Consider the following 24,119-nt stretch of genomic DNA (forward strand, 5'->3'; position numbering starts at 1 on the left):
CCACTCACGGCGAGACCCGAAGTCAGCGATCGTCACGGCCGATGCCGAGATCCAGCACACGGGCAACCATGGCTACCGATGGGCGCTAGAGGCGGACATCGAGGCGTGGCCAGACAGCATCTCGCGCACACGGCCCTCTGGGACGCGTGCGCGAACGGGTGTCTACTTTTTTCCACCATTGAGGCCAGTAGTGTTTTCATATTGCCGAACGCCCATATGGTCCAAGATGCGATTCATGAGCTCCATCGCGAACAGGAGGGAGCGTTCGTCTTGGATTGCACTGAACACTTCATGGATCTTCAGTCGAACGAGGAGTTGCAGGTCCGGGGTCCGGTCGACCTCTGCACTATGAAGTACATTCCTCAATTCATTGAAAGCGGCAAGAACAGACTTGATCTTCTTTTCAGGGTCACCAGCAGCAAACTGGAGATCTGCGTATCTAGTGACCCACCACACTGGCCCCAAAGCGGGGTCGGTCAGGCGGCTTAGCAGGAGATCTAGTTCAACTGTTTCTCGCGCATGCGCTGTGCGTATTGCCGTCTCTTCATCGATGCGCTGCAACGCTACTGTTTTTTCAGACTTGGGAACTCGAAGTTGTACGTGAGCCTCTATGCGCACGCGATGCTCGTCATCCTGCACCCCCTGGCCGAGCGCTGCATTTATGGCGTCCTGCGCGGCATCGCGATCAAGAATCCGACAGGTACGAGCTATATCCGCCATCCTTTCTCTAAGGAGGTGTCGGACTAGCGCATCCGGAGCAAGCAGGCGAGGAACAGGGGATGGGTTATTAAGAGTCCACCGATAGCGGATGGTTGCATAGTAGTGCAGGCCCCGGTCTTTACTTTCTAACGATGTAGAAAAGGAGCGACGATAGGTGAATCGTCGCCCCTTCGGCCAAGGGAATACTCGAATCATTGCATCTCGGGATTCACTTCAATTTGGTCGCGGCTCTCCGAGACTGCAGTCATAGATCCTGCGGTATTGGCCTGGACATTGGGCGCTGAATCCGTCGACCCTTTGTATTCATTGGCGAACGCGGAGAGCAGGGCGTCCTTGAAAGGGCCGTCAGGCGTGATCGCCGCCTTCAAGGGAGGTTCCATGACACGACGAAGTTTGAGGAATATGTTCACCACAGGCTCCATCGGCAAATGGTTCTTCTCAGCACCTTGACGCCAGTTCAATAGAATCTCTTCAGCCCTACTCGTATGCTTACCTTGTTCGATGATGTGTTTCCATGCATCGAGCAAGCGATTTCGCACAGCCCTACCCGAATCACCTGCCAATGAGAAGGCGACTTCGAGTGGCGACTTCATGGGCTGGAGAGAAGGAGATCCGAAGACGTCAAAGTAAACGTTGATCATATCGTCCGAGTGGCTAGCCCACTTCACTACGGCATCTACTACGGCCGGCGTCAGCGCTTCCTCGGCAGCCAGCGAGCGCAGCGCATTTATTGCCTCACGACCTGCTCCTGTATCTCCCGTATCTCCCGGAGACTCGAGAATGTAGCGAATTCGAGTCAGGGCCATACTTGTATAAGTTCTTCCGAAGAGGCCAGCGCAGGCAATTGCAACAGCCCGCTGTCGCGCTGGATATTTTCCCACTTTAGCCCATTTTGATAGTTCGGACCGCGATTTACTCCCTAGAGTTGGATGTACGGCTAGATCGGAAATGAGGTCGGCAACTAGTTTCGAATTTTGCTTCCCTTCACCTTGAAGCCAGCTCTCGGCTAGTGTGAATATGGGGCCGATGCCGACTGTCTCCGCGAGCTTCGCGAGGGATATGGCGAGAATATCCAGGTGCTCATTGGCAGGCCCTTGGCTAATGTCCTGAAGCCATACGGTCAACACGTTACTTAGCTGTACGTGCCTGGTCCAAATCCGGCGCAGGATAGCCGGTCCTTGGGACTCGTGGACAAAAGTCGCTATTCCTGTAGGTTCATCAAAAGACATTCCCACCGACTGAAGTCGCTCCTCAGCATCGGGGAGAGCAAGAGGACCGCCTTGTGGAACAGGCCAATTGATTGCATCGTAAGCGAGCAGTCGATCGGCACTATCGAGCACCACTGAGGCCGGCGTTTTGTCTAGGAAGGCTGCCGCAATTCTTATCGCACGCTCTTCCACCTTTTGGTCGCCACCTTTAGCGAACCAGTCGTCTAGATGTGACTTCCAGCCATGGTATTCATCGAGAATTTCCTTATCGTCTGCATTCTCTGCCTTCATCATGAGAGTGGCCAGCCGAATGGCCTCACTGGGCGCAGAGTCTTTAGGAAGGAGATTATAGAAGACACTTTCAGGGTCATCAAGCCAGGCCGCCCGCTCTCCGAACCCCGCTTCATGCTTAAGATATTCTTTAACGATATCTTTTGCTCGAGGACGTTCAAGGTCTACAATCAAAATTCCAGGTCTAGCCCCCGCCATTCGCGCTTGCGTACAGACAGTGTCTGTTGCCGTAATAGCCAGATAACTTTCGGCAGATCTTAGTTCTTCTGCGTAGGCTACCAGGTCATTATAGAAGGCGGATGGGAGCGGTTGAGCTATCCCGCGTAGATTTAGGTGATACCCCGCTCTGCGCTCTATTGGTAGACACGCTATATCCGGCTCTTCCCAGTCGGGCAGTAGCTCGAATATCCGACCAGATGGAACGTTTGTGCTCGCCAACAATCGCAGGGCCGCTGATTTACGCCCATGAGCTTCGGGGGCAACTAGAAGTACGACTCGGACACTACGCGCATCAGCAGTAGGTTGATGAATCGCATTCACGGCTAGCTCGAACTTCGACGGCACAACGAAGCGGCTCTGTGGTATGTACGCTTCGGGATTAACAGGCCTCGGTCTCAAATACTTTAGACCCGAATAGCTTGTGATGATGTTATCTCTACCGGCCTGGTTTATGTCACGGGCAGCCGTGCTACCGGAAATATGCTGAGTTCGTACAGGCTCAGGCTCAGGCTCAGGCAACGATGGGAAAGGCACTGACATTACCGAGTGCCTCCAATAATGTTGTCCCTGCCCGCCGTATTGATATTACCTAGGGCAATGTTTCCAGTCACTGTCTGCTGGGAAACGACATGACTTCCTGTATCCCGTGCTTGCAGCGCTTCGATCAAATCCTTAAGCGATTCCGCTTGGTCAGCTCCCACAAAGGTTGCCAAGATCTCGGCTACAGGAGCCTGAACACCTTTCGCCATGAGCGGACGATGGTCAGGTTCAAGTGCCACTACGGCCTGCTGCAGTGTGTCGAGTCGGGCAAGTATTTCCGGTTCACCCTCTGCCTGGGTGCCACGACAGCGCCGCCAAAGATCTACGACGCGCTGACGTGCGTACTCGTAAGCGTCCGTTCCCATCGTTCCAGCGATGGCGCCAGCAGCTGCGGCGAGAAGTTCAGTTGGCATCGACACGTCGGCTGTCCCTTACTTCTAACTGTTGGTGCCGTGATCGGGCACGCTTGCCATGATGGTATGGCTTCGATGGCCGCTAGCGAAGAGCCAACGCTAATAGTCGCCCGATTTGGATAAATAGGCGCGCCCGTCCTATATTTCGGGCGTATTTAATGGATGATTATGACGATCGGATTCTCCGCACGATGCCCAGTCGCGCGTGGGCGGTGCTGGCCGCGACCGGCCGGAGAGCCGCAGCGCGGCCAGTGACTGCCCGACGCGCGGCAGGCCGCCGCAGGCGGGCTGCCCTTGATGACGTGTAGAGAAGTTGCTTTCAGGACTGTCCGGAGTCTGATCGCGGCTGGTCCTTGTGTGGCGTGGCGGTTGCCCAGATTCGTTCGAAGCTGGCGAGGTAGACCGTTGATGCCCCTTGCTCGTCGGCGTGGTGGAGATGCATGACTGGGGCGTCGGCTGCCGGGGTGGCGTAGGCGTGGATGTTGATCAGGAGCTCGGTGTCTGCTCGGTAGATGGAGTTGTAGAGCACTGTGCGGTGTAGCCGGACCTCGACGTTTGGGATGCCCAGTAGGGGGCGGTAGAGGGCGAGTGCATTCTTGATGCGGGCGGCCATGACGTCGGCGCCGATTCCCTCGTCGGTTCCTCGCACGGCTACCTGGGGACTGGTGGGGTCTCCGAGGAGCACGCGGACCTTGACGCCTGCGCGCGCTCGGTCGATGAGCGCATCGAGGATTCTGCGGTCTTCGAGGAGGAACAGGCCGCTGTAAGTGAGGATGTCGATCTCCTCGGCTGCGCTTTGGAAGAGGGTTTGCCACACGATGCGGGGGACGGCCCAGCGGTGGGGGTAGATCGCTTGTACGCCGTCTGCGAGTGAGCGGTGTTGCTGGGCGAGCTGCGGCCAAAGGTCGGTTTCGTGGACGTGGAGGAGGTCTGCGACGGCCCAGCGGTGGCGCGGGTAGGGGATGCGGCCCTTGAGCCAACGGCTGACGGTCTTGGGATCAACGGCAAGGGCGGCTGCGACGTCGGTGGTGGTGATGCGGGCTGCGACCATCGCGTTGCGCAAGTTGTCGTTCATGGAGACCACCGCTCCTCTCTCGGGGCCGTCGTTGCCTGCGACGTTAACATGAGACGTCCCTAGACGTCCCTTAGTTGCGGTGTAGAGGTTCCCGCAGTGTGACCGATGCTCATCGGGCCGGAACAACCGCCGAAGGGACGGGACACATGCACAACGCCCGAGCACAGAGCCTTGCCTACCAGCAACGTCTGCTAACGGATCTGAGTAATGAGCTACGACCACGCGGCATCGCGACGGTCTTGATGGCCGCTGAAGACGGGCGTCCCGGGTTGAGCGTCAAAGATCGTCGGTCTCGAATCCGCAAGATCTACGTCAACGTGCCGTTCTACTGGTTCTACTGGGGTGACCAGCCCGACGAGCGCACCAGCTGCCTCAACCTGGAGGCCGCCGTCGAGAGGATTGAGCAGGCCGCCCGCGCCGGCTGGCGTGCCGGTGAACAGGCCGAGCTGCGTATCGACCTGGGCCTGATCGCTGATGCGTATCGGCGTGCCTGACACCATGGCCTCGGATGAACGCCCGTGGCTGACGGGCGGCCGCGTCTACACCCAGATCGCGGATCGGCTGCGGGCACAAGTCGCTGCGGGACGGTATCCAGCGGGCAGTTCGCTACCGTCCGAGGCCAAGCTGTGCGCGGAGTTTCGGGTGGCCAGGAACACGGTCAGACGTGGCCTGGCCATCCTGGAGCAGGAAGGATTGATCATCACGATCCCCTCCAAGGGCCACGTGGTGAAGGATCCATCCGCAGACACCGCGTACCGTTACCAAACGATCGCCTCCGAGCTGCGTGCTCAAATCGAGCAGGGCGAACTCGCCGCAGGGGCCGTTTTGCCAAGCGAAAAGGAACTGCGGCAGCAGTATGTGGCCTCGCGGGCTACAGTGCGGCGGGCGCTGGGCGTACTGGAGAGTGAAGGCCTGGTGGTGGTCAAGCACGGACGGGGCCGGTTCGTCCGTCATTAGAGACGTCCTGGGACGTCCACCTCCGCCCTCTGGATTGATCCGGGTACGGCCTGTTTATGGTGAACAGCGTGGGACATGCTGACTGGGCTCATGACCTGGCCAAAGAACTGCTGGAGACGACCTTGCCCCGCCGCTGGGCACATACTCAGGGGGTGGCCGAGCGAGCTGCGTCCTTGGCTCCGATCCTCGGCGGAGAGACCGACACACTGATTGCCGCCGCGCTGCTGCACGACATCGGGTACGCCCCGGACCTGGTCGACACGGGCATGCATCAACTCGACGGCGCCCGCTATCTGCGTGATGTGGTCGGTGCTGACGATCGTTTGTGCAGGTTGGTGGCCTACCACTCGTGCGCGGACAACGAGGCTCGACAGCGGGATTTGCTCGACGTCCTAACGGCCGAGTTCCGCCAGGAGCAGCCCAACCTGGCGCAAGCGCTGACCTACTGCGACATGACCACCGACCCGGATGGCCGGCACCTGAACGTGGAAGACCGGCTGGCGGAGATCCACTCTCGTTATGGTCGTGATCATTTGGTGAGCCGGTCGATCACTGCGGCGACGCCGTGCATCCTTGCGGCGGTGAAGAGCATCAATACAGCGTTGGAGCACAGCCGCGCTAGGAGCGCGTGATCATTGCGTCATGGCACTACCCGGGTGGAAGCAGATTCGGGCCGGTGGCGTCCTTGCATCAGCCAATCGGCAAGGTGATCGGTAAGTGTATGCAGCGCTGCCATGGCAGCCGTCACTAGCTGCTCCTTGGGGGGATCATCGCCCTCTGCCAACTCCAGGGCTCGCCTCAGATCGCCGATCTCTTGGGAGAACGCGTTCCCTGTCTCCCGCCCTAGGGAGAACATGGCGATCTCGGCCTTCAGCGCGTGAAGCGTCCAGTCCTTGCTGTCTGTCATATGTGGCAGTACGGTGCCGTGGTCGAGGGCCCGAGTGAGCTGGATGTCTATGTCAGCCAAGAGGAGAAAGAAGTCGATCGCGTTTGCCCGGGCTTCGATTTCAAGGGCGGCTTGTCTCTCGTAGCGTCTTGTCGCCGTGACCACGGCCCAAGCTGTTATCGCCGCCACGATGCCGCCGATGACGGCCGAAAGCGCGCCTTGTAACAGGTTCCCCCACCAGCTTTGCATACGACACTCTCCGCGGCATCTCGTGATGACAGGCGCCTGATCGGGCCAACTATGGCGGCGCTTTGAAGATCAGCCAATATGCGGCAGATCGACACCGGCTAGGTAGTGGTCGATCCTCATGCGCATCGACCGGTCCATCCGCAACGAAGTGACCTGGGCACGGGGGACCCAGCGGACCTCGCGGGACTCGTCGCTCGTCGTCGGGACCCCTGCGGCAGCTCGGGCGGTGAGGACGATTGAGAACTCCTGTCGTGCCTCTCCGTTCGAGGTGTAGAGGATCACGTGGCGGGGGTCACTGTAGGTCCCGACGAGGCCGGTGATCTCGCAGGTGATGCCGGTCTCTTCGAGAGTCTCGCGTACGGCGGCTGCCGGGATGGACTCGCCCAGGTCGATGGCGCCGCCGGGGACGGCCCAGTTGTCGTTGTCGCTGCGGCGGATCATCAAGACGTCCCCGGCAGCGTTGGTGACGATGACGTTGACCGACGGGACCAGGCTGTTCGGCTGGGGTGCGGTCGGGTCGTCGTAGAAGTCGATCCGCTTGGCCACGATCAGGACTCCACCGGGGTGGCTTGCGCCCATACCTTCTCGAAGCTGTCGGCGTAGGTGGTCACCATCTCCCCGCCGGCCACCCTCCGCAGATGCAGTACGGGGGCGTTCCCGGCGCGGGTGCCGTACACGTGCATGTTGATCAGATAGTCGTCGTCGGCCTGGTAGATCGAGTTGTACAGGATCGTCTGGTGGAGTCGGAGCTCGAAGTTGTCCACGCCGAGGAGTGGCCGGTAGAAGACCAGCACGCTACGGATCTGTGCGGCCATGCTGTCCCCGACGCCCTCGTCCTGTCCCCGCTGAGCGACCTCGGCGCACTCGGGGTCGCCGAGCAGTATGCGCACCCGCACTCCTGCTCGCGCTTTCTCTCCCAGCAGGCGCATCATGGCAGCATCGTCGGCGAGGAACAGCCCGCTGTAGACCAGGACGCCGATCTCCTCGGACGCGGCGGTGAACAGACGTCCCCACGCGTCCCGGGGAACGGCCCAGCGGTGCGGATAGATCGCCAGGACCTCGCTCTCGGAAGCGGCGACCACCTGCTCGCGCGAGAGTGCCTGCGGCCACAGGTACGTCTCGTCCACGCCCAGGTAGGAAGCTGTGGCGAAACGGTGCTTGCGGTACGGCTCGCGGCCCTTGGTTATCCACCGCTCGACCGTCTTGGGATCGACCTCGATCGCCTCGGCCAGATCCGCGACGCTCACGCCCTTCTGCAACAGGGCCGCGCGCAACCGTTCGTTCGCCATCTCACCTGCTCCCAAGGACGTCCGGGGACCTGGCCATCGTAGGCCGGACGTCTTGAACATGTCCCGTCGTGTAGTGATCTCGTCCTGACTCCGCGTCGCATCCTCGGTTGCACAACGCCACAACGGCACCAACCGAAGGAGGAGATGCATCCATGAACAACGAGATCACCATTCCGGGAGAGACGCCCTCATGCGAGTGCGGCAACGCCCTGGCCGAGGGCCAGACCCGATGCTCCAAGTGCCTGGCGCGGGATCGCTGGACACGCAAGGAGCGGGCCAGGAACCGGCGCAACCGGCGGCGTTCGGAGAACCGGCGTCCCCCGCGTGCCCCTCGCGGCCTGGCTCAGGCGGGGGTGATCTGGTCATGACCACGATTCCGCTGATCATCGCCGGGGTGCTCGGCGTCGCGCTGCTGGTGGGGTACGTGATGGTGCTGGTCGGCATCCGCCGGGAGGACAAGCGGCTGAGCCTGCGTCACGCGCCGGACGGGGCGTCGGCGTCGCTGGCGCGGAAGGTCACCGGCTGCCGCGTCCGGAACGGCGTGTCGTGGACGTAGCCAACTGCTCCTCGACCTTGGCCAGGCGTACCGACAAGTCCTGTACGGCGGCGCGCAGCTCGGCCACTTCGCCGGCGGCCGGGGAATCGTCGGCGTCGCGGACGAATACGCCCTTGCCCTGCTGGCCGATCACCAGCCCCTCGTTGCGCAGGATGCCGACGGCCATCTTCACCACCGACAGCGAGGCGTCGTACTGCTCGGCGAGCTGGGCGGTGGACGGCAGCGGGGTCCCGGGCGCGAGGGAGCCGCCTTGGATCTGCGCGCGGAGATCGTCGGCGATCTGGAGGTAGCCGGGGCGCCCGGTGTTCTTGACCATCGTCGTCCATCACACCACGAAAGTCCGACTAAGCCAACCGAGAGAACGTTGACAACCAAGCCAACTAGGTTAACTATGTTGGCTAGCAATCGAAAGAGGAGGTCACAGCCCATGCGTTCTGTCCCGATCCCTGTGGATGTCAGCAAGCTCGCCATCACTTGCGTGAAGGCCCCGCGCCCGCGGGTGCTGAACAAGGACACCGGCGAGATCAAGACCGACAAGAACGGCAACACCGTCTACGAGGTCACCGTCTCGGTCGAGGACGAGTTCGGCCGCATCGAACTCGTCAAGATCGGCATCACCGGCGAACCGCCCATCAGCGTCGGCGACCAGGTCAACGCCGTCGGCCTGCTCGGCTACGTCTGGGAGATCGCCGGCCGGTGGGGCATCGCCTACCGCGCCTCGGCCCTGCTCCCCGCCAGGGAGGCCGCTGATGCGTGACGCGCTGGAAATGCTCGCAGTCCTGGCCGCTGTGGCGGCCGGGCTGTGGGCCTGGCGCCGCTACCACCACCCCTCCTTCTGGCTCGTACTCGGCTTCCCACTCACCGCCCTGTCGGTCCGCGCATCCTGGCGGCGGGTCGCGCTCGGCTGCGGGCTGACCAAGAAGCGGCAACGCTGGTGGTTCACCACCGTGCCCGGCGCGATTGCCTCCACCGGCCTGGTGAAGGTCCGCCGCCGGTTCCAGCGGGTCGCCGTCGACACCAAACCGTTCATGTGGCTGCCGCTGCCGGCCCGGCATGGCTGGCGCGTCACCCTGCATACCCTGGAGGGCCAGACGCTCGGCGACTACGCCGACGCCGCCGAACGCCTCGCCCACTCCTGGGGTGTGCACGCCGTACGCGTCTCCTCGCCTCGGCCCGGCCGGGTCGTGCTCATGGCCACCATGCGTGATCCGCTGGTCAAGGTCGATCAGCTCCCGCCATCACCCGAACTGCTCAAGGTCACCGTGGGACGGCTGGAGACCGGCAAGCCGTGGACCATCGACTTCCGTACGGTGCCGCACTGGATCAACGCGGGCGCGACTCAGTCCGGCAAGTCCAACCTCGCCAACGCGCTCATCGTCGGCCTCGCGCCGCAACCGGTGGCGCTGGTCGGCTTCGATCTCAAGGGCGGAGTGGAGTTCACCCCGTACGCGCCCCGGTTGTCGGCGCTGGCCACCTCCCGTGCCGAGTCCGTCAGCCTGCTGTGTGACCTGGTGGGGTTGATGATCGACCGGATGGGGCTGTGCCGCCAGGCCGCCGCCCGCAACATCTGGCAACTCCCGCCCGGCGTCCGCCCGGTCCCGGTCGTGGTCCTGGTCGACGAGTTGGCCGAGCTCTACCTGATGGCCGACAAGAGCGAGAAGGACGAAGTCGCCAAGACCTCCACCGCACTGCTCCGGGTCGCGCAGCTGGGTCGGGCGTTCGGCCTCTACCTGTTCTGCTGCGGCCAGCGCATCGGCTCCGACCTCGGGCCAGGCGTCACCGCGCTGCGCGCTCAGTGCTCCGGCCGGATCTGCCACCGGGTCAACGACCCGGAGACCGCCACCATGACCCTCGGCGACCTCGACCCCGCCGCCCTGGTCTCCGCCCGCGCCATCGCCGCCGAGACACCTGGCGTCGCCATCGTCGCCAGCCAGGACGGCGAGTGGTACCGCGCCCGCTCTTTCTACGTCACCGAGCAGACCGCCGAACATGCCGCCCGCGCTCACGCCCACCTCGCCCCGTCCTGGGACGAGATCACCGCCCACCTACCTGAGCCCATCACCGCCTGACCGAAGGGAGGAACGATGCGACGCTTCGCCCGCTGGCTGCTCGACACCGGCCCGGTCCTCGTCCTGGCCGCCATCGCGGGTGCCGGATCGTTCACCCACATCCGCGACACCGCCAGCCAGCATGGCCAGACCGGCTGGATGTCCTGGGCCGTCGCCGTCTGCATCGACCTGACCTGCGTCATGGCCGCCCGCGAACGCCAACGCGACAAGAAGGCCGGCAAAGCCCGGCCCGCCCGCCTCACCTGGCCCGTCCTCGTCCTGACCGGCGGCATCGTCCTGTCCCTGGCCGCCAACCTCGCCCAAGCCGACCCGACCGTGTGGGGCTGGATCACTGCCGCCACCCCGGCCGCTGCCTTCCTCATCGCCGTTTCGATGCTGGAACGCCGCGCCACCCGTCCCGAATCATCCACTACCCCGGCGCCCTCGTCCTCGGCCCTGGAGCTCGTCCCGCACCATCCTCAAGACGAGGACGACGGTCAGGACGAGCGGGACGGCGACCTCGCGCCCGCGCTCGTCGACTACGCCCGCCGCGTCGCTGACGAACACCACGCCAAACACGGCAAGCCCATCACCCGCGACGCCCTACGCGCCCACCTGGGCGTGTCCAACCAACTCGCCTCCGACCTGCTGCGCACCCTGCGCACCGCCTGAAGGGAGAACCGACCGATGACCTACGACCACCGCACCGCTCTCATCAACGGCCTGCTCGACCTGGCTGCCTTCCTCGAAGCCCACCCGGACGTGCCCGTCTCCTCCAGCGTCACCGTCCACCACTTCCCCGACCAGGGCAGCGACGCCGACCAACGCGCCGAGATCGACCAGATCGCCGCCCTCGTCGGCTCGGTGATCGACTACGCGGACTCCCCGTACGGCCACTACGCCACCTCGCGCCTCTTCGGTCCGGTGGAGTACCGCGCCGTGGCGGTCCTCGCCGCCGCTCGCGCACGCCACGACGCCGAAGCCAGCTACCGCGGCTGCATCCAACCCGATCCGACACCCGCCACCTGACCAGGAGAACCGACCATGCGCATCCGCATCGACGGCACTCGGGCCGAAATCGTCGACGCCCTGATCCGCCTGCGCCTGCACTTCACCGTCTGCGGCGTCTCGCGCGCCTACCCCAACCGCGCCCACCCCCACCACTGGCGCGTCTACCTCACCACCCGCCCACGAGAAAGGAGCTGACCCTTGCCCGAGACCATGCCGGTGATCCACTACTGCTGTTGCACCTGCAGCGGCACCGGCCTCGACTCCGACGGTGTCCGCTGCCTCGACTGCGACGGGACCGGCATCGACAACCACGGCGCATAACGCGCAGCGCCCCCGGCCTGGCCGTACATCCGCCAAGACGCCTGCCAGGTCGGGGGCCATCCCTTCACCCGAACGAGCGAAAGGAGGTCTCCATCTTGCCCACAACCCACGCCACCGCGCACGCAAAAGCGGGCATGATCGCCCGACTCAACCACCCCGACTACGACCGCTGGGCGAGCCAGATCAAGCGCACCGGCGGCTGCCGCCAGCCCATCCACCTCCGCGGCAAGGTCGACCACTACGACCCCGCCACCGGCCAACTCCTGCACCGCTACACCACCCGCACCGAACCCGACGGCATCCTGCGTGTACCATGCAAGACCCGCCGCGCCTCCCGCTGCCCAGCCTGCGCCGAGACCTACCGCGCCGACACTTACCACCTCATCCGCGCGGGCCTCGTCGGCGGCAAAGGCGTCCCCGAGACTGTCACCAGCCACCCAACGCTGTTCGTCACCCTGACTGCCCCGTCCTTCGGCGCGGCCCACACCCGCCGCGAACACGGCGGCAAGGTCCAGCCCTGCCACGCCCGCCGCAACGCCACCACCTGCCCACACGACCGTGTCATGTCCTGCACCACTCGCCACGGCAGAGACGACCCGCGCCTCGGCGAACCGCTCTGCCCCGACTGTTACGACTACACCGGCTCCGTCCTGTTCAACGCGCTGGCCCCGCTGCTGTGGAAGCGCTTCGCCGACTCCGTACGCCGCCACCTCGCCAAGCTCGGCGGTCTGCTCCTCAAAGAGCTGCGCCATCACCTGACGCTCTCCTTCGCCAAGGTCGCCGAATACCAGCGGCGCGGCGTCGTCCACTTCCACGCCGTCATCCGCCTCGACGGCCCCGGCGGTCCCGACGCACCGCCACCGGGCTGGGCCACCCCCGACTCCCTGACGCGAGCAATCCGGCACGCGGCCAAGGCCGTCTCTGCCACCGCCCCGCCCTACGACGACCAGCCTGAGCGGGTCCTGCGCTGGGGCGACCAGCTCGACATTCGCCCCATCACCCTGAGCGGCGACCTCACCGAACAAGCTGTCGCCGGCTACATCGCCAAGTACGCCACCAAAGCCGCCGAATGCGTCGGCACCTTGGACCGCCGCATCCACTCACTGGAGACCCTGGACGCCTACGACCTGCGGGAACACGCCCGACGCCTCATCGCCACCTGTATACGTCTGGGTGCCCTACCGGACCTGGCCGAACTCCGCCTCGCCGACTGGGCCCACATGCTCGGCTTCCGCGGCCACTTCTCCACCCGCTCCCGCCACTACTCCTCCACCCTCGGCGACATCCGCGCCGATCGTGAACAACACGCCCGCGACAATGAGATCACCACCGGCCGCCTCCCATTCTTCGACGACGACACCGTCCTGGTGATCAGCGAATGGGAGTACGCAGGCAAGGGCCACTCCATCGGGGACCAACTCCTCGCCGCAGCGATCACCGGAGGGTGCCGATGAACACCCTTGCGAAGCTCTGGACCGTGGAGGACGTTGCGGAGTTCCTCGGCGTCCCCATCGCGACCCTCTACCAGTGGCGGTACCACCGCACGGGTCCGAAAGGCCACAAGATCGGCCGGCATCTGCGCTACATGCCCGAGGACGTCATGTCCTGGCTGCAGGAACAGGAGTAGCCATGGCCTTCGTCAAGGATTTGTGGACCAGGACAGTCCGCGACTCGGACGGCAAGACGCGGAAGGTCAGGGCCACACGGTACGGCAAGGGCAAGCGCTGGCTCGCCGTCTGGGTGGACCCCGATGGCAACGAGCGCTCGACCGCCTACGATCGCAAGGCTGATGCCGAGCGAAAGATCGCCACCATGGGCGCCGACATCGCTCGCGGCGACTATATCGACCCTAATGCGGGCAAGGTGCTGTTCGGCGAGTTGGCCGAGCGCTGGCTGGCCTCGCGCATCGTCGACCCAGCGACGAAGATCCGTTACGAGTACATCCATCGTCTGCACGTCGCGCCGGCCTTCGCCAAGCGCCAGGTGAAGAGCATCAAGCCATCACACGTCCAGGCATGGATCAGTGACCTGAGCAGCCGCTTCGGCACCTCGACCGTGCAGACGGCCTTCCTGGTACTCCAGGGCATCTTCAACCTCGCCGCCGCTGACGAGGTGATCAAGCGCAGTCCCGCCAAGTCACCCGTCGTCCAGGTGCCCAAGAGAGCTGCCGAGGAGATCATCGCCTGGTCGGACGAAAGGGTAAGCGCCGTGATCGACGCCCACCCGCCCCTGTTCCGACTGCTCCCGATGATTGGAGCCGCCTGCGGTCTGCGGCAAGGTGAGCTGTTCGGACTCGCCCTGGAGGACATCGACTTCGAGGAGCATGTGCTCCGCGTACGCCGTCAGATCAAGAAGCTGGGCAGCGATCACGCCTACGCCTTGCCGAAGAACGACCGGGAACGGGTCGTCCCGCTCCCCGACTGGGCGGCCGAGGCCATCAAGCGGCACGTCTCGGCCTATTCTCCGCTGATCTGCTCGCTGCCCTGGGAGAAGCTGGACGGCAAGCCACGCACGCACAACCTGCTTTTCCGCTGGACGGATGACCGCTACATCAGATCCCGGACATACAGCGAGACTGTCTGGAAGCCCGCACTCGTCCAAGCCAGCGTGATCCCGGCACCGGGGAAGGACTCCCGCCAGCGAAGGCGCTACACCACCTCCCGCAAGGAGGGGCTGCACCAGCTCCGGCACTACTACGCCAGCGTCATGCTGGCCGGCGGTGTCTCGGTCAGGGAACTCGCCGAGTACCTCGGCCACGCCGACCCCGGCTTCACCCTCCGCGTCTACGCCCACATGATGCCCGGCTCTCACGACCGCGCCCGCAAGGCGATCGACGACCGGTTGTTCCGTCCACGCGAGGTCTCTCACGGAACGGGGACGGAACAGTGATCACTTAAGCCCTACGCACAAGACAGCGAACCTCGCCCCAGGCTTAGCAACCAAGGCGACGCGCGCCAAGACGGGGGCGCGTGCGGCCTTGATCACAGAAACGCGACCCCATTGCCGATCAACCAGGCAGGGGTCGCGTTTGTATGTGTGTGGGCGTTCACCTGCGGCGTGTTGTCCTGCTGAAGAGAGCAGAGTGCCGGTCAGGCACAGATGGTCAGAGGCTGTCGAAGCTAACCTCTTGCATCGTCCCGTCCGGTCCCATCCGGAATATCCGCGGTGGACCCATGGTCCGCCGCGCCTCGGCGTACATGGCTGCCCGTTCGGCCTGTTCCCTGCCCGACGGGTCGGTCACTCGGAACCCGTGCAGGTGAAGACCGGCCGTATCGATGTGGCCGGGGTCGGGAGCTCCCTCTATCACGAAGCCAAACAACGCATGCAACGCATCCTCGCCCAGCTCAAGGGGATGGAACGGCAGTGGGTAGGGATCCTGATTTGGCCAGCCCGGCACGCGCCCGACAGGATGCTCGCCCGCCCAGTACGGCAGCTCAAAGTCGTACGGCTCGCCGATGTTCTCCTGGATACCGCCATCGGGCGACAGGCTCAGCGAGCGGACCAGCGCCCCGTCCTCCCAGACCGCGAAAGCAAGCCAGTCCACCACCGAGTGCATCGCATGCATGATGATCCGCCTGCCCGCACCGGCCTTGAGCAGATGCTCAGGCAACTCAGACGGACGATCGAGCACGAGCCTGCGATCACAGAACAGCTCGGCCCCGGCCAGTGCGGTGGCGTAGGTGACGTCGTCAGGCGGGTAGACACAGTCCCACAACGTGCCGTCCTCGGCGGATGCGACCGCATAACCTGGGTGAACCTGACGGACCAATGCCTCGGTCTCAGCCCGCTCCGAGCGCGTCGCGCCCAGCAGCGCGGGTCGGATGTCGCCCTCAGCGAACGCCAGCAATGCTGTCTTCGCGCCCATCCCGCCCCTCCAGAATCTCCAGCCAGCAAAGGCCTGCACCTTATCTGCCGAGGACGACACAAGTCGGCTGGTCTCGAGAGCCCAACCAGGACTCTGTTCAGGAACAGGCTGGTCTCTGTGCCGCGTCTCACGGAACAGGGACGGAACAGTGATCATCTAGGACCCGATCCCAAGACAAAGAACCCCGCCTCCCGGCACAGGGAAGCGGGGTTTCCGCACGTCAGAGGCTACTTGGCCAGGTGGCGGCTGATGACCAGGCGCTGGATCTGGTTGGTGCCCTCGAAGATCTGCATGATCTTGGCCTCGCGCATGTAACGCTCGACGCGGAACTCGCGCGTATACCCGTACCCGCCGAACACCTGCACCGCATCCGTCGTGACCTTCATCGCCGCGTCCGTCGCCACCAGCTTGGCGATGCTCGCCTGCTTGCTGTACGGCAGGCCGGCATCGCGCCGCCGGGCCGCGTCGAGGTAGGTGGCCCGCGCGCTCTCCACTCCCGCCGCCATGTCCGCCAGCAGGAACCCGAGCCCCTGGTGGTCGATGATCCGCTTGCCGAACGTCTGGCGTTCCTTGGCGTAGGCCACGGCCTCGTCGAGCGCGGCCTGTGCGAGGCCGGTGGCGCAGGCGGCGATGCCGAGGCGTCCCGAGTCGAGCGCGCTGAAGGCGATCTGCAGCCCCTGGCCCTCCTCGCCGATCAGCCGCTCCTCCTCCAGGATCGCCCCGTCCCAGTGGGCGCTGGTGGTCGGCACGGCGTGCAGCCCCATCTTCTCCTCGGGCCGCCCGAACGTCAGCCCGTCGGCGGCGCCCGGCGCGAGGAAGCAGGAGATGCCCCGCGACCCCTCCCCGGTCCGGACGAACAGCGCGTAGAAGTCGGCGAGGCCGCCGTGGGTGATCCACGCCTTGTTGCCGGTGATCCGGTAGCCGGTCTCCACCCGCTCCGCCTTGCAGGTCAGCGCCCCGGCGTCGGAGCCGGCCTGGGGCTCCGACAGGCTGTAGCCGCCGATCAGGCGCCCGGCCAGCATGTCGGGCAGCCACCGCTCGCGCTGTTCGGGGGTGCCGAAGGCGGAGACGGGGAAGCAGGCCAGGGTGTGCACGCTGGTGGCGACCGCGACGGCCGCCCACCGCATCGCCAGCTCCTCGATCACCTGCAGGTAGACCTCGTACGGCTGCCCGCCGCCGCCGAGCTCCTCCGGGTACGGCAGCCCGAGCAGCCCCGCCGCGCCCAACGTGGCGAACAGCCCTTCCGGGTACGTCTCGGCGCGCTCGTGCTCGTCGACCCGGCGCGCGAGCTCCTTGTCGGCGATCTCGCGGGTCAGCTCGATGAGATCCCTGGCGTCCTGGTCGGGCAGCAGCCGGTCAACGGTCACGATCTCTCCTGGCTCGTAACGGGCTCGTCCAGCCGCGCGAGCGCGGCCTTGGCGCGGTCGCGGAACTCGGCGACCCGGGCGAGCTTGATGTCCTCGTACCCCCGGATCAGGTCGGGCAGGCCCGCGATCTCCGCGACCGTCTCGGCGCTGCCGGGCGTGAGCTTGTCCAGCGCGGTCCGCATCAGGTCGCGGTATTCGACGACCAGCTCGCGTTCGACGCGCCGTACGCGGGCGTGGCCGAAGACGTCGAACGTCGTGCCGCGCAGCACCCTGGCCGCCCGCAGCCCGCGGAACAGGACCCCGGCGGAACGGCGTACCTTGATCTTACGCTTGAGCCCCATCGCCCGCAGCAGCGGCGGGTGCAGCAGCACCGACACGACCGCGTCCGGGCCGTACTCGCGCTCCCTCCGCTCCTTCTCCACGGGGTCGAGGTGCAGGCGGGCGACCTCGTACTCGTCCTTGTAGGCCATGAGCTTGTGCAGGGCCCGGGCGTACGCGAGCCCGATCCGGGCGCCCGCCTCCTCGCCCGCCAGCTTGACCGCGGTGACCGCCACCTGCCGCACGTCCTCCTCGTACGAACGGGCGTAGGCGGCGTTCTGGTAGCCGGTCAGGTCGGCGACGCGGGTGGCCACCACCTCGTCCAGCCCCTCGGCGGCCGGCGACGGAGCGGGCTCCGCAGCGACCACGGTGGCGCGGCCCCAGCGGAAGGCGGCGAGGTTCTGCTCGACGGCGGCCCCGTTGAGCGTGATGGCCCGCTCGACGGCGGCGGCGGAGACCGGCAGGCAGCCGTGCTGGTAGGCGGCGCCGAGGAGGAGCAGGTTCACCGGCATGTGGTCGCCGAACAGGCGCTCCGACAGCCCCTGGGCGTCCAGGCACTCGACGCGCCTGGCGGCGGACTCGACGCGGGCGACAGCGTCCGCGTGCCCCGGCACGACCGCGCGCCCGGTCACCATGGCGGCGGTCGGGACGACGGCGGTGTTCAGGATGGCGACGGTGCGTTCGGGCGAGGCCGTGGCCAGGTTCGACTCCGCCGCCGCGCCCAGCAGGTCGAACCCGATCAGCACGTCCGCGGTCCCCGGCGTGGCCCGCACGGAGCCCTCCAGGGGCCGCGCCGAGATCCGCACGTCGCTGACCACGGGCCCGCCCTTCTGCGCCAGCCCGGTCTGGTCGAGCCCGGAGGCGTACAGGCCGTCGAGGTGGGCCGCCATCTGCAGGATCTGCGAGACGGTGACGACGCCGGTGCCGCCGATGCCGGGCATCCGGATCAGGGCCTCGACGGGCCGGCTCGCGGGCTCCGGCACCTCGGCGGGCGGCGGCGGGGCCTGGCGACGGCGTACGGTGCCCGGCTCCACCAGCAGGAACGACGGGCAGTCGCCCTTGAGGCAGCTCAGGTCGGAGTTGCAGGAGGCCTGGTGGATGCGGGTCTTGCGGCCGTACTCGGTCTCGACCGGCTGCACGGACAGGCAGGTCGACACCTCGCCGCAGTCGCCGCAGCCCTCGCAGACCCGCTCGTTGATCACGACCTTCTCCGTGGGCGTGGGCAGCTTGCCGCGCTTGCGCAGCCGCCGCTCCTCCGCCGCGCACCGGTCGTCGTGGATGAGCACGGTCACGCCGTCCAGGGCGGCCAGCTCCTTCTCCACCTCGGGCAGGTCGTCGCGGTGCCGCACCGACGCGATCCCCGCCAGCCGCACCCCCCGGTACGTCTCCGGCTCCGGCGAGGTGACCACGATCCGGCGCACACCCTCGATGGCCAGCTCGTGCGTCAGCGCCGGCACGTCCAGCCGGCCCTCGGCGCGCTGGCCGCCGGTCATGGCCACGGCGTCGTTGTAGAGCAGTTTGTACGTCATCGTCACCCCGGCGGCGACGGCGGCCCTGATCGCCAGGGAGCCGGAGTGGTGGAAGGTGCCGTCGCCGAGGTTCTGCACGAAGTGCCGGTCCTCGGTGAACGGCGCCAGCCCGAACCACTGCGCGCCCTCGCCGCCCATCTGCGTGAGGCCCACCTGGGTGCCGCGGCCGTGGCCGTCCAGGGCGATCATGGCGTGGCAGCCGATGCCGACGCCGACCAGCGTGCCGTCGGAGGTGCGGGTGGAGGTGTTGTGGGGGCAGCCGGAGCAGAAGTACGGGGTGCGCGCGGCCACCAGGGGCAGCATGCGCCTCGGCCGGACCTTCGCGCGCGGGGCCAGGTCGATGCCCAGGCAGGTGGCGACGGCCTTGGCCACGTCCTCTGCGCCCAGGGTGCCGCGGGCGGTCAGCAGGTCCCGGCCCACGACCGCCGGCATGCGCTCCCGCCCGTACAGGGCCTGCTTGAGCTGCCCCTCCAGGAACGGCACCTTGTCCTCGACCACCAGCACCTTGTCCAGGTCGGCGGTCATGGCGGCCAGGTCGTCGTAGGCGAGCGGGAACGGCATCCCGAGCTTGATCAGCCGGATCCCGCGCTCGTCCAGCGCCGCCTCGTCCAGGCCGAGGTCGGCCAGGGCGCGCAGGACCACCGCGTACGTGGTGCCGGAGGCCAGGATGCCCAGGGCGGTGTTGCCCGCTCCCGCCGTCACCCGGTTGAGGCCGTGCTCGCGGGCGTACTCGCGGGCCAGGTCGAGGCGGCGGGTGAGCATGTCGTGCTCGGCGTCCAGCGCGGCGGCGCCGAGCAGGAGGGGGGCCGCGCCGCGATCCCTCTTGTCGGGCATCGGGATGCCGGCGCGGAGCCGGCCGAGGTCCACCGTGGCGGACGCGTCGGCGATGTCCGCGACGATCTTCAGCCCGGCCCAGAGGCCGGTGGCGCGCGACAGGGCCACCGCGTGCAGCCCGAACTCGACGATCTCCGCGATCGAGCCGGGCGCGAGCAGCGGCATGGACAGGCTCTGGCACATGGGCTCGCACGTGCTGGGCAGCGTGGAGGACTTGCAGCCGGGGTCGTCGCCGATCCAGGCCACCGCACCGCCCAGGGGCGCCGTGCCGGCCGTGTTGGCGTGCCGGATGGCGTCGGCGGCGCGGTCGAGGCCGGGGTTCTTGCCGTACCAGAAGCCGGTGACGCCGTCGTGCCTGCGGCCCGGCACCTGGTCGAGCAGCTGGGTGCCGGCCACCGCCGTGGCGGCCAGCTCCTCGTTCAGGCCCGCCTGGAAGACCACGCCGGCAGGGTCCAGGAACCGTGCCGCCCGCTTCATCTCCAGGTCCACGCCTCCCAGCGGCGAACCCTGGTAACCGGTGACGAACACGCGCGTGTCCAGCCCGTGTTCCTCGTCCAGCCGGCGCTGCTCCAGCGTCAGGCGCACCAGGGCCTGGATGCCGGAGATGAGCACCCGGCCGTCATGTGCCGTGTACTTGTCGTCGAGCGACACTGTTGGCTCGCTCACGCTCGAACCTCCTGGCCTCGTACTTGTGTGCCAAGCACAGCAATGCGGGATGATATGCGCAAGTATTAGATGAGAAAGTGCCCGGAAGACGCAAACTATGTGAACACTTGGGCTTGGCGGCTGAGGTTCTTTGCGCCGGACGAAGGGGTTCTCGCATGCCTGATGTGGACGACGTCGACCACCGCATCCTCCGGCTGCTGCGGGAGGACGGGCGCAGGACGTTCTCGGAGATGGCGGAGCTGGTGGGGCTGTCGGTCGCGGCGGTGAAGCGGCGGGTCGACCGGCTCAGGGATCTCGGCGTGATCACGGGGTTCACGGTGCAGATCGACTACGGCAAGCTGGGGTGGGGGATCGAGGCGTTCACGGAGCTACGTTATCCGGGCACGACTCCCGTGAGCGAGATCGTCCGCACCGCCACGGACGTGCCCGAGGTGCAGGCGGTGTTCACGATCGCGGGCGATCCGGACGCCCTGATCCATGTGCGGGTACGCGACCTCGGGCACCTGCAGCAGGTCATCGACCGGCTGCGGCGGGCCGGGGACGTGACCGGGACCAAGACGCTGCTGGTGCTCGGCTCGTGGACCCGCGACGCGCTGTCCTCTCGCGCCCGCTGAGCCTCACCGCTTCTTGCCCGCTCCGGCGGGAGTGCGGTCGCGGGTACGGTCTCGGGCCTGCTCGCGGCGGGAGAAGTGCCAGACGAGCAGGCTGATCGCCAGGAGGACGGCGAAGCCCAGGCCGAGCCCCCAGCCCGACACGCCGGCCAGGGGAAGGTCGTCGGCCTCCGTCTCCGGTTCCTCGCCGCCGGACTCCGGCCGGGAGCCGCGATGGGCGGGTCCCCCGCCGACCCCCACCTGATATCCACCCTCATGGAGACCTTCCGGGTACGGCACCTGGCCAGGCCCGGCCTTCTCGCCGGGGCCCGGCTGACCGGGACCCGGCTGGACCGGCCCCTGACCGGGGACGGGCTGGAGCGGATCCTGGCCGGGCAGGGGCGGAACGTAACCCTCACCGGGGACGGGCTGCGCAGGCCCGGCGTCGTCGCCCGAAGTGGGACCCGGAACGGGGCCCGGCTCCGCCGTGGCGGACGGCACCGGATCGGCCGTGGGCACGGGGTCCGGTTCCTTGGGGGTGTCGGGGCTCGGCGTCGGCCGCGGAGCCGGGGCCGGGTCGGGTACGGCGGACGCGCAGCCGCCGCCCCCGGCGGGGCCCTCCACCGGCGCGTCCTCGGAACCGCCCGTGTTGCCGAGGGCGCAGTCGTCGACGGCGCCGTCCGGGCCCGCGGCCTCCGGACGGCCCCCGAGCCGCGCCCGGGTCGGGCTGACCATCCGCGTCGTCCCGCTGCCCATCCCCCAGGCCGTGACCTCGGCGCGGTTGAGGACGTGCGCGCCCTCCGGGACTCCCGGGTCGATCGTGACCGGGATCTCGTAGCTCACGCTCTGCCCCGCGGGGAGCGTCAGCCCGGGCCCGCCGCAGGCGACGGCGCCGCCGTGCCTGATGAGGGCGCAGTCGTCGGGGATCGGGCCCGGGATCGCGTTGCGGTCCAGCGTGTCGATGACCGTCACGTTCTCAGCGGCCCGGTCCCCCGCGTTCGTGACGGTGACCGAGTAGACCGACTCCCCGCCGATGACCATCGGCTCCGGGCTGACGGTCCCGATGATCCGCAGGTCCGGGCTCCCGGGCGCGTGGAACGCGGCCGGAACCGCGCCGGACAGCGGCGGCGGGGCGGAGCCGTACACTCCGGTCCACCCGCCTACGGCGAGGAGCGCGATGACCGCCGCGATCCCGGGCATGCCCATGTCGTCCCCCCGCCTGACCACGCCGTGCCGCTCGACCGGGGACGATCCTCCTCTCACCCGCCCCGCCCACGGGGCGGCCCGACCGGAACCATGCGCCGCCATGGCGAACCCTTTGCCCGCCCGGCAGGCGTTCCGCGCTCGACGAACAGCCGCCCGCCAGGGATCAAGGACGCGTACCGTCGGGGTCATGCCCGATGTCGCCCGCTACGACGAGATCGCCGACTTCTACGCCTCCGGCTGGACCGACGTCATCGACGACCCGGCCTCCGCGCGCCTGCTCGACCTGCTGGGGCCGGTCGCGGGCACGCGGGTGCTGGAGATCGCCTGCGGCCACGGCCGGGTCAGCCGCGAGCTGGCCCGCCGGGGCGCCGCCGTCGTGGGCGTGGACGTCTCACAGGCCCTGATCGCGAAGGCGAGGGCCGCCGAGCGCGACGCGCCGCTGGGCATCCGCTTCCTCCACGCGGACGCCTCCCGGCCCGGCCTGCCGGGCCCGTTCGACGCGGTGGTCTGCAACTTCGGCCTCTCCGACATCGACGACCTCGAAGGCGCCGTCGCGACCGCCGCCGGCGCGTTGCGGCCCGGAGGGGTCTTCGTCTGCTCGATCCTGCACCCGTGCTTTCCCGGCGGCCCGGGGGTGTCCGGCTCCTGGCCGGGGGACGCGCGCTACCACGCCGAGGGCTGGTGGCGCGCCGACGGGGAGCTTTCCGCGCTGCGCCGCCAGGTGGGCGCCAACCACCGTACGCTCTCGACGTACGTCAACACCTTCCGCCGCCACGGCCTGTGGGTGGACGAGCTCGCCGAGCCCGAGCCGGCTCCCGAATGGGCGGCGAATCGACCGGAAGCGGCCCGCTTCCCCGTGTTCCTCGTCATAAAGTGCGTCAAGGAATTACGGGAAACGGGGGCATTGTCGTGAGAAATCCGGAGACCGCGGCTCAGTTGGCGGCGCACAGGGCGTCCAGGACCGCTCGGATCAGCATGAGCGCCTTCACCGGCACCCTCGGAACGTTCGCGATGCTCGCGAGCTTCATGCCGACCAGCTACGACTGGGACCCGGAGATGCCGGATTACAGCGATCCGGACATGATGACGCTGGCGACCGCGGCGTCGGGTTCCGCCGTCCTCCTGACCCTGCTGGCGATGGCCTTCGTGTGGCGGAGCACGTCGGCGTTCGTCGTCTTCTCCCTCCTCCTCGCCGTCGACCTCTACCGGTTCACCATGCTGATCACTCACTGAGGCGGCGTGTAGGGCGGGAGGTTGAAGCGGGTCCGGATGGTCCGCTGGACCGTCGCCTTGTCCGACCGGGCGTCGACGGTCATCACGTACTCCTTGCCCCTGAACAGCTCCACCACGGGGTCGATCTTGCTGTGGTACTCGCGCAGGCGTCTGGCCAGGGCGTCCGGGGTGTCGTCGGCGCGGGAGACCAGCTCGCCGCCGCACACGTCGCAGCGGCCCTCCTCCGCCGGCCGGTGGGCGATCAGGTTGTAGTCCATGCCGCAGCGCGAGCACAGGCGGCGGGCCAGGACGCGGCGGCGCACCTCCTCGTCCGGCAGGTCCAGGTGGATCACCCCGTCGATGTCGTAGCTCTCCAGGAAGAACTCCGCCTGGCGGCGGTTGCGGGGGAAGCCGTCGATGATGAAGCCGTAGTTCCAGTCGTGCTGCTGGAGCCGGTCCCTGACCACGGCCTCCACCAGGTCGTCCCCCACCAGTTCGCCGGCCGCGACCAGGCGGCGGACCTGGGCGCCCAGCTTGGTGTGGCTCTTGACGTGCCAGCGGAAGATGTCGCCGACGCTGATGTGCACGAGGTCGAGGTCGCCGGCGAGCATGGCGCTCTGGGTGCCCTTGCCGCTGCCCTGGACGCCGAGGATCACGTATTTCCGCATATGCCCCACGTTCCCACAACCGACCCGGCGGGATCATGGTCGGGAAGGTGTGCGGTGTGGCGGCACCCGGAGCACACCACA

At 67.0% G+C, this 24,119-nt stretch carries 30 protein-coding genes; 17 read left to right on the top strand and 13 right to left on the bottom strand.

Features of this window, described 5'->3' with window-relative positions:
- Positions 1 to 162: 162 nt before the first annotated feature.
- The 4 genes from AB0L65_RS45380 to AB0L65_RS45395 form a co-directional block, all read right to left on the bottom strand.
- Positions 163 to 720 carry a hypothetical protein gene (locus tag AB0L65_RS45380; RefSeq protein ID WP_364259561.1) on the bottom strand — a complete coding sequence of 186 codons (558 nt, stop codon included), beginning with the start codon at positions 718 to 720 and terminating at the stop codon, positions 163 to 165.
- 191 nt (positions 721 to 911) lie between these two features.
- A complete protein-coding gene (locus AB0L65_RS45385) occupies positions 912 to 2,393 on the bottom strand; it encodes a hypothetical protein (protein WP_364259564.1) in 1,482 nt (493 codons plus the stop codon).
- Between the two features lie 584 nt (positions 2,394 to 2,977).
- A complete protein-coding gene (locus AB0L65_RS45390) occupies positions 2,978 to 3,397 on the bottom strand; it encodes a hypothetical protein (protein WP_364259567.1) in 420 nt (139 codons plus the stop codon).
- Positions 3,398 to 3,710: 313 nt separating this feature from the next.
- Positions 3,711 to 4,466, bottom strand: a complete 756-nt coding sequence (locus tag AB0L65_RS45395; RefSeq protein WP_364259570.1) for an XRE family transcriptional regulator — start codon at positions 4,464 to 4,466, stop codon at positions 3,711 to 3,713.
- Between the two features lie 146 nt (positions 4,467 to 4,612).
- Here AB0L65_RS45395 and AB0L65_RS45400 point away from each other — a divergent pair, with 146 nt between their 5' ends.
- The 3 genes from AB0L65_RS45400 (at position 4,613) to AB0L65_RS45410 (ending at position 6,055) form a co-directional block, all read left to right on the top strand.
- Complete coding sequence (locus AB0L65_RS45400; RefSeq protein WP_364259573.1) at positions 4,613 to 4,960, top strand: hypothetical protein; 348 nt, start codon at positions 4,613 to 4,615, stop codon at positions 4,958 to 4,960.
- Entirely contained in the window at positions 4,941 to 5,423 is a 483-nt protein-coding gene (locus AB0L65_RS45405; RefSeq protein ID WP_364259576.1) for a GntR family transcriptional regulator, read from the top strand. Before AB0L65_RS45400 ends, AB0L65_RS45405 begins: the two co-directional genes overlap by 20 nt.
- Positions 5,424 to 5,491: 68 nt before the next feature.
- The gene (locus AB0L65_RS45410) at positions 5,492 to 6,055 is read left to right on the top strand and encodes an HD domain-containing protein (RefSeq protein ID WP_364259579.1); all 564 of its coding nucleotides are present in this window, start codon (positions 5,492 to 5,494) and stop codon (positions 6,053 to 6,055) included.
- Between the two features lie 8 nt (positions 6,056 to 6,063).
- On the opposite strand, the gene AB0L65_RS45415 is transcribed toward AB0L65_RS45410, so the two are convergent.
- From AB0L65_RS45415 to AB0L65_RS45425, 3 genes are all read right to left on the bottom strand, one after another.
- Positions 6,064 to 6,558 (bottom strand): hypothetical protein, encoded by a 495-nt coding sequence (locus AB0L65_RS45415; protein ID WP_364259581.1) that lies wholly within the window; start codon positions 6,556 to 6,558, stop codon positions 6,064 to 6,066.
- A 69-nt stretch (positions 6,559 to 6,627) separates the two neighbouring features.
- On the bottom strand, positions 6,628 to 7,104 hold the full coding sequence (locus AB0L65_RS45420; RefSeq protein WP_364259583.1) for an NUDIX domain-containing protein: 477 nt from the start codon (positions 7,102 to 7,104) through the stop codon (positions 6,628 to 6,630).
- A gap of 2 nt (positions 7,105 to 7,106) precedes the next feature.
- On the bottom strand, positions 7,107 to 7,847 hold the full coding sequence (locus AB0L65_RS45425; RefSeq protein WP_364259586.1) for an XRE family transcriptional regulator: 741 nt from the start codon (positions 7,845 to 7,847) through the stop codon (positions 7,107 to 7,109).
- A gap of 152 nt (positions 7,848 to 7,999) precedes the next feature.
- Here AB0L65_RS45425 and AB0L65_RS45430 point away from each other — a divergent pair, with 152 nt between their 5' ends.
- Together AB0L65_RS45430 and AB0L65_RS45435 are read left to right on the top strand one after the other, a co-directional pair.
- Entirely contained in the window at positions 8,000 to 8,215 is a 216-nt protein-coding gene (locus AB0L65_RS45430) for a hypothetical protein (RefSeq protein WP_364259589.1), read from the top strand.
- Entirely contained in the window at positions 8,212 to 8,403 is a 192-nt protein-coding gene (locus AB0L65_RS45435; protein ID WP_364259592.1) for a hypothetical protein, read from the top strand. The genes AB0L65_RS45430 and AB0L65_RS45435 overlap by 4 nt, the downstream gene beginning before the upstream one ends.
- On the opposite strand, the gene AB0L65_RS45440 is transcribed toward AB0L65_RS45435, so the two are convergent.
- Complete coding sequence (locus AB0L65_RS45440; RefSeq protein WP_364259595.1) at positions 8,363 to 8,719, bottom strand: winged helix-turn-helix domain-containing protein; 357 nt, start codon at positions 8,717 to 8,719, stop codon at positions 8,363 to 8,365. The genes AB0L65_RS45435 and AB0L65_RS45440 overlap by 41 nt on opposite strands.
- Positions 8,720 to 8,881: 162 nt before the next feature.
- Between AB0L65_RS45440 and AB0L65_RS45445 the strand changes: the two genes are divergently transcribed.
- The 9 genes from AB0L65_RS45445 (at position 8,882) to AB0L65_RS45485 (ending at position 14,672) form a co-directional block, all read left to right on the top strand.
- Positions 8,882 to 9,160, top strand: coding sequence for a hypothetical protein (locus AB0L65_RS45445; protein WP_364259598.1), 279 nt, complete (start codon positions 8,882 to 8,884; stop codon positions 9,158 to 9,160).
- On the top strand, positions 9,153 to 10,472 hold the full coding sequence (locus AB0L65_RS45450; RefSeq protein WP_364259601.1) for an FtsK/SpoIIIE domain-containing protein: 1,320 nt from the start codon (positions 9,153 to 9,155) through the stop codon (positions 10,470 to 10,472). The genes AB0L65_RS45445 and AB0L65_RS45450 overlap by 8 nt, the downstream gene beginning before the upstream one ends.
- Before the next feature lie 15 nt (positions 10,473 to 10,487).
- On the top strand, positions 10,488 to 11,123 hold the full coding sequence (locus AB0L65_RS45455; protein WP_364259604.1) for a DUF2637 domain-containing protein: 636 nt from the start codon (positions 10,488 to 10,490) through the stop codon (positions 11,121 to 11,123).
- 15 nt (positions 11,124 to 11,138) lie between these two features.
- Positions 11,139 to 11,480, top strand: coding sequence for a hypothetical protein (locus AB0L65_RS45460; protein WP_364259607.1), 342 nt, complete (start codon positions 11,139 to 11,141; stop codon positions 11,478 to 11,480).
- A gap of 15 nt (positions 11,481 to 11,495) precedes the next feature.
- On the top strand, positions 11,496 to 11,657 hold the full coding sequence (locus AB0L65_RS45465; protein ID WP_364259610.1) for a DUF3970 family protein: 162 nt from the start codon (positions 11,496 to 11,498) through the stop codon (positions 11,655 to 11,657).
- Positions 11,658 to 11,660: 3 nt separating this feature from the next.
- Positions 11,661 to 11,783, top strand: a complete 123-nt coding sequence (locus tag AB0L65_RS45470; RefSeq protein WP_364259613.1) for a hypothetical protein — start codon at positions 11,661 to 11,663, stop codon at positions 11,781 to 11,783.
- Between the two features lie 95 nt (positions 11,784 to 11,878).
- Positions 11,879 to 13,237 (top strand): replication initiator, encoded by a 1,359-nt coding sequence (locus tag AB0L65_RS45475; protein WP_364259616.1) that lies wholly within the window; start codon positions 11,879 to 11,881, stop codon positions 13,235 to 13,237.
- On the top strand, positions 13,234 to 13,410 hold the full coding sequence (locus AB0L65_RS45480; RefSeq protein ID WP_364259619.1) for a helix-turn-helix domain-containing protein: 177 nt from the start codon (positions 13,234 to 13,236) through the stop codon (positions 13,408 to 13,410). The genes AB0L65_RS45475 and AB0L65_RS45480 overlap by 4 nt, the downstream gene beginning before the upstream one ends.
- Positions 13,411 to 13,412: 2 nt before the next feature.
- The gene (locus tag AB0L65_RS45485; RefSeq protein ID WP_364259622.1) at positions 13,413 to 14,672 is read left to right on the top strand and encodes a site-specific integrase; all 1,260 of its coding nucleotides are present in this window, start codon (positions 13,413 to 13,415) and stop codon (positions 14,670 to 14,672) included.
- 214 nt (positions 14,673 to 14,886) lie between these two features.
- Here AB0L65_RS45485 and AB0L65_RS45490 read toward each other — a convergent pair whose 3' ends face one another.
- From AB0L65_RS45490 to AB0L65_RS45500, 3 genes are all read right to left on the bottom strand, one after another.
- Positions 14,887 to 15,648: a hypothetical protein gene (locus AB0L65_RS45490; RefSeq protein ID WP_364259625.1), complete on the bottom strand. Its 762-nt coding sequence runs from the start codon at positions 15,646 to 15,648 to the stop codon at positions 14,887 to 14,889.
- A 227-nt stretch (positions 15,649 to 15,875) separates the two neighbouring features.
- Positions 15,876 to 17,015 carry an acyl-CoA dehydrogenase family protein gene (locus AB0L65_RS45495; protein WP_364259628.1) on the bottom strand — a complete coding sequence of 380 codons (1,140 nt, stop codon included), beginning with the start codon at positions 17,013 to 17,015 and terminating at the stop codon, positions 15,876 to 15,878.
- Entirely contained in the window at positions 17,012 to 20,362 is a 3,351-nt protein-coding gene (locus AB0L65_RS45500) for an indolepyruvate ferredoxin oxidoreductase family protein (protein ID WP_364259631.1), read from the bottom strand. Before AB0L65_RS45500 ends, AB0L65_RS45495 begins: the two co-directional genes overlap by 4 nt.
- A gap of 155 nt (positions 20,363 to 20,517) precedes the next feature.
- On the opposite strand from AB0L65_RS45500, the gene AB0L65_RS45505 reads away from it, so the two are divergent.
- Positions 20,518 to 20,976: an Lrp/AsnC family transcriptional regulator gene (locus tag AB0L65_RS45505; protein WP_350725288.1), complete on the top strand. Its 459-nt coding sequence runs from the start codon at positions 20,518 to 20,520 to the stop codon at positions 20,974 to 20,976.
- 3 nt (positions 20,977 to 20,979) lie between these two features.
- On the opposite strand, the gene AB0L65_RS45510 is transcribed toward AB0L65_RS45505, so the two are convergent.
- On the bottom strand, positions 20,980 to 22,215 hold the full coding sequence (locus AB0L65_RS45510) for a hypothetical protein (protein WP_364259634.1): 1,236 nt from the start codon (positions 22,213 to 22,215) through the stop codon (positions 20,980 to 20,982).
- Positions 22,216 to 22,345: 130 nt separating this feature from the next.
- Between AB0L65_RS45510 and AB0L65_RS45515 the strand changes: the two genes are divergently transcribed.
- Both AB0L65_RS45515 and AB0L65_RS45520 read left to right on the top strand, forming a co-directional pair.
- On the top strand, positions 22,346 to 23,071 hold the full coding sequence (locus AB0L65_RS45515) for a class I SAM-dependent methyltransferase (RefSeq protein WP_364259637.1): 726 nt from the start codon (positions 22,346 to 22,348) through the stop codon (positions 23,069 to 23,071).
- A 62-nt stretch (positions 23,072 to 23,133) separates the two neighbouring features.
- Complete coding sequence (locus AB0L65_RS45520) at positions 23,134 to 23,391, top strand: hypothetical protein (protein ID WP_364259640.1); 258 nt, start codon at positions 23,134 to 23,136, stop codon at positions 23,389 to 23,391.
- Here the strand turns inward: AB0L65_RS45520 and AB0L65_RS45525 are convergent.
- A complete protein-coding gene (locus AB0L65_RS45525) occupies positions 23,385 to 24,038 on the bottom strand; it encodes a nucleoside monophosphate kinase (protein WP_364259643.1) in 654 nt (217 codons plus the stop codon). The genes AB0L65_RS45520 and AB0L65_RS45525 overlap by 7 nt on opposite strands.
- Positions 24,039 to 24,119 lie beyond the last annotated feature (81 nt).

Source organism: Nonomuraea sp. NPDC052116 (assembly GCF_040680035.1).
Taxonomy (GTDB): Bacteria; Actinomycetota; Actinomycetes; order Streptosporangiales; family Streptosporangiaceae; genus Nonomuraea; species Nonomuraea angiospora_A.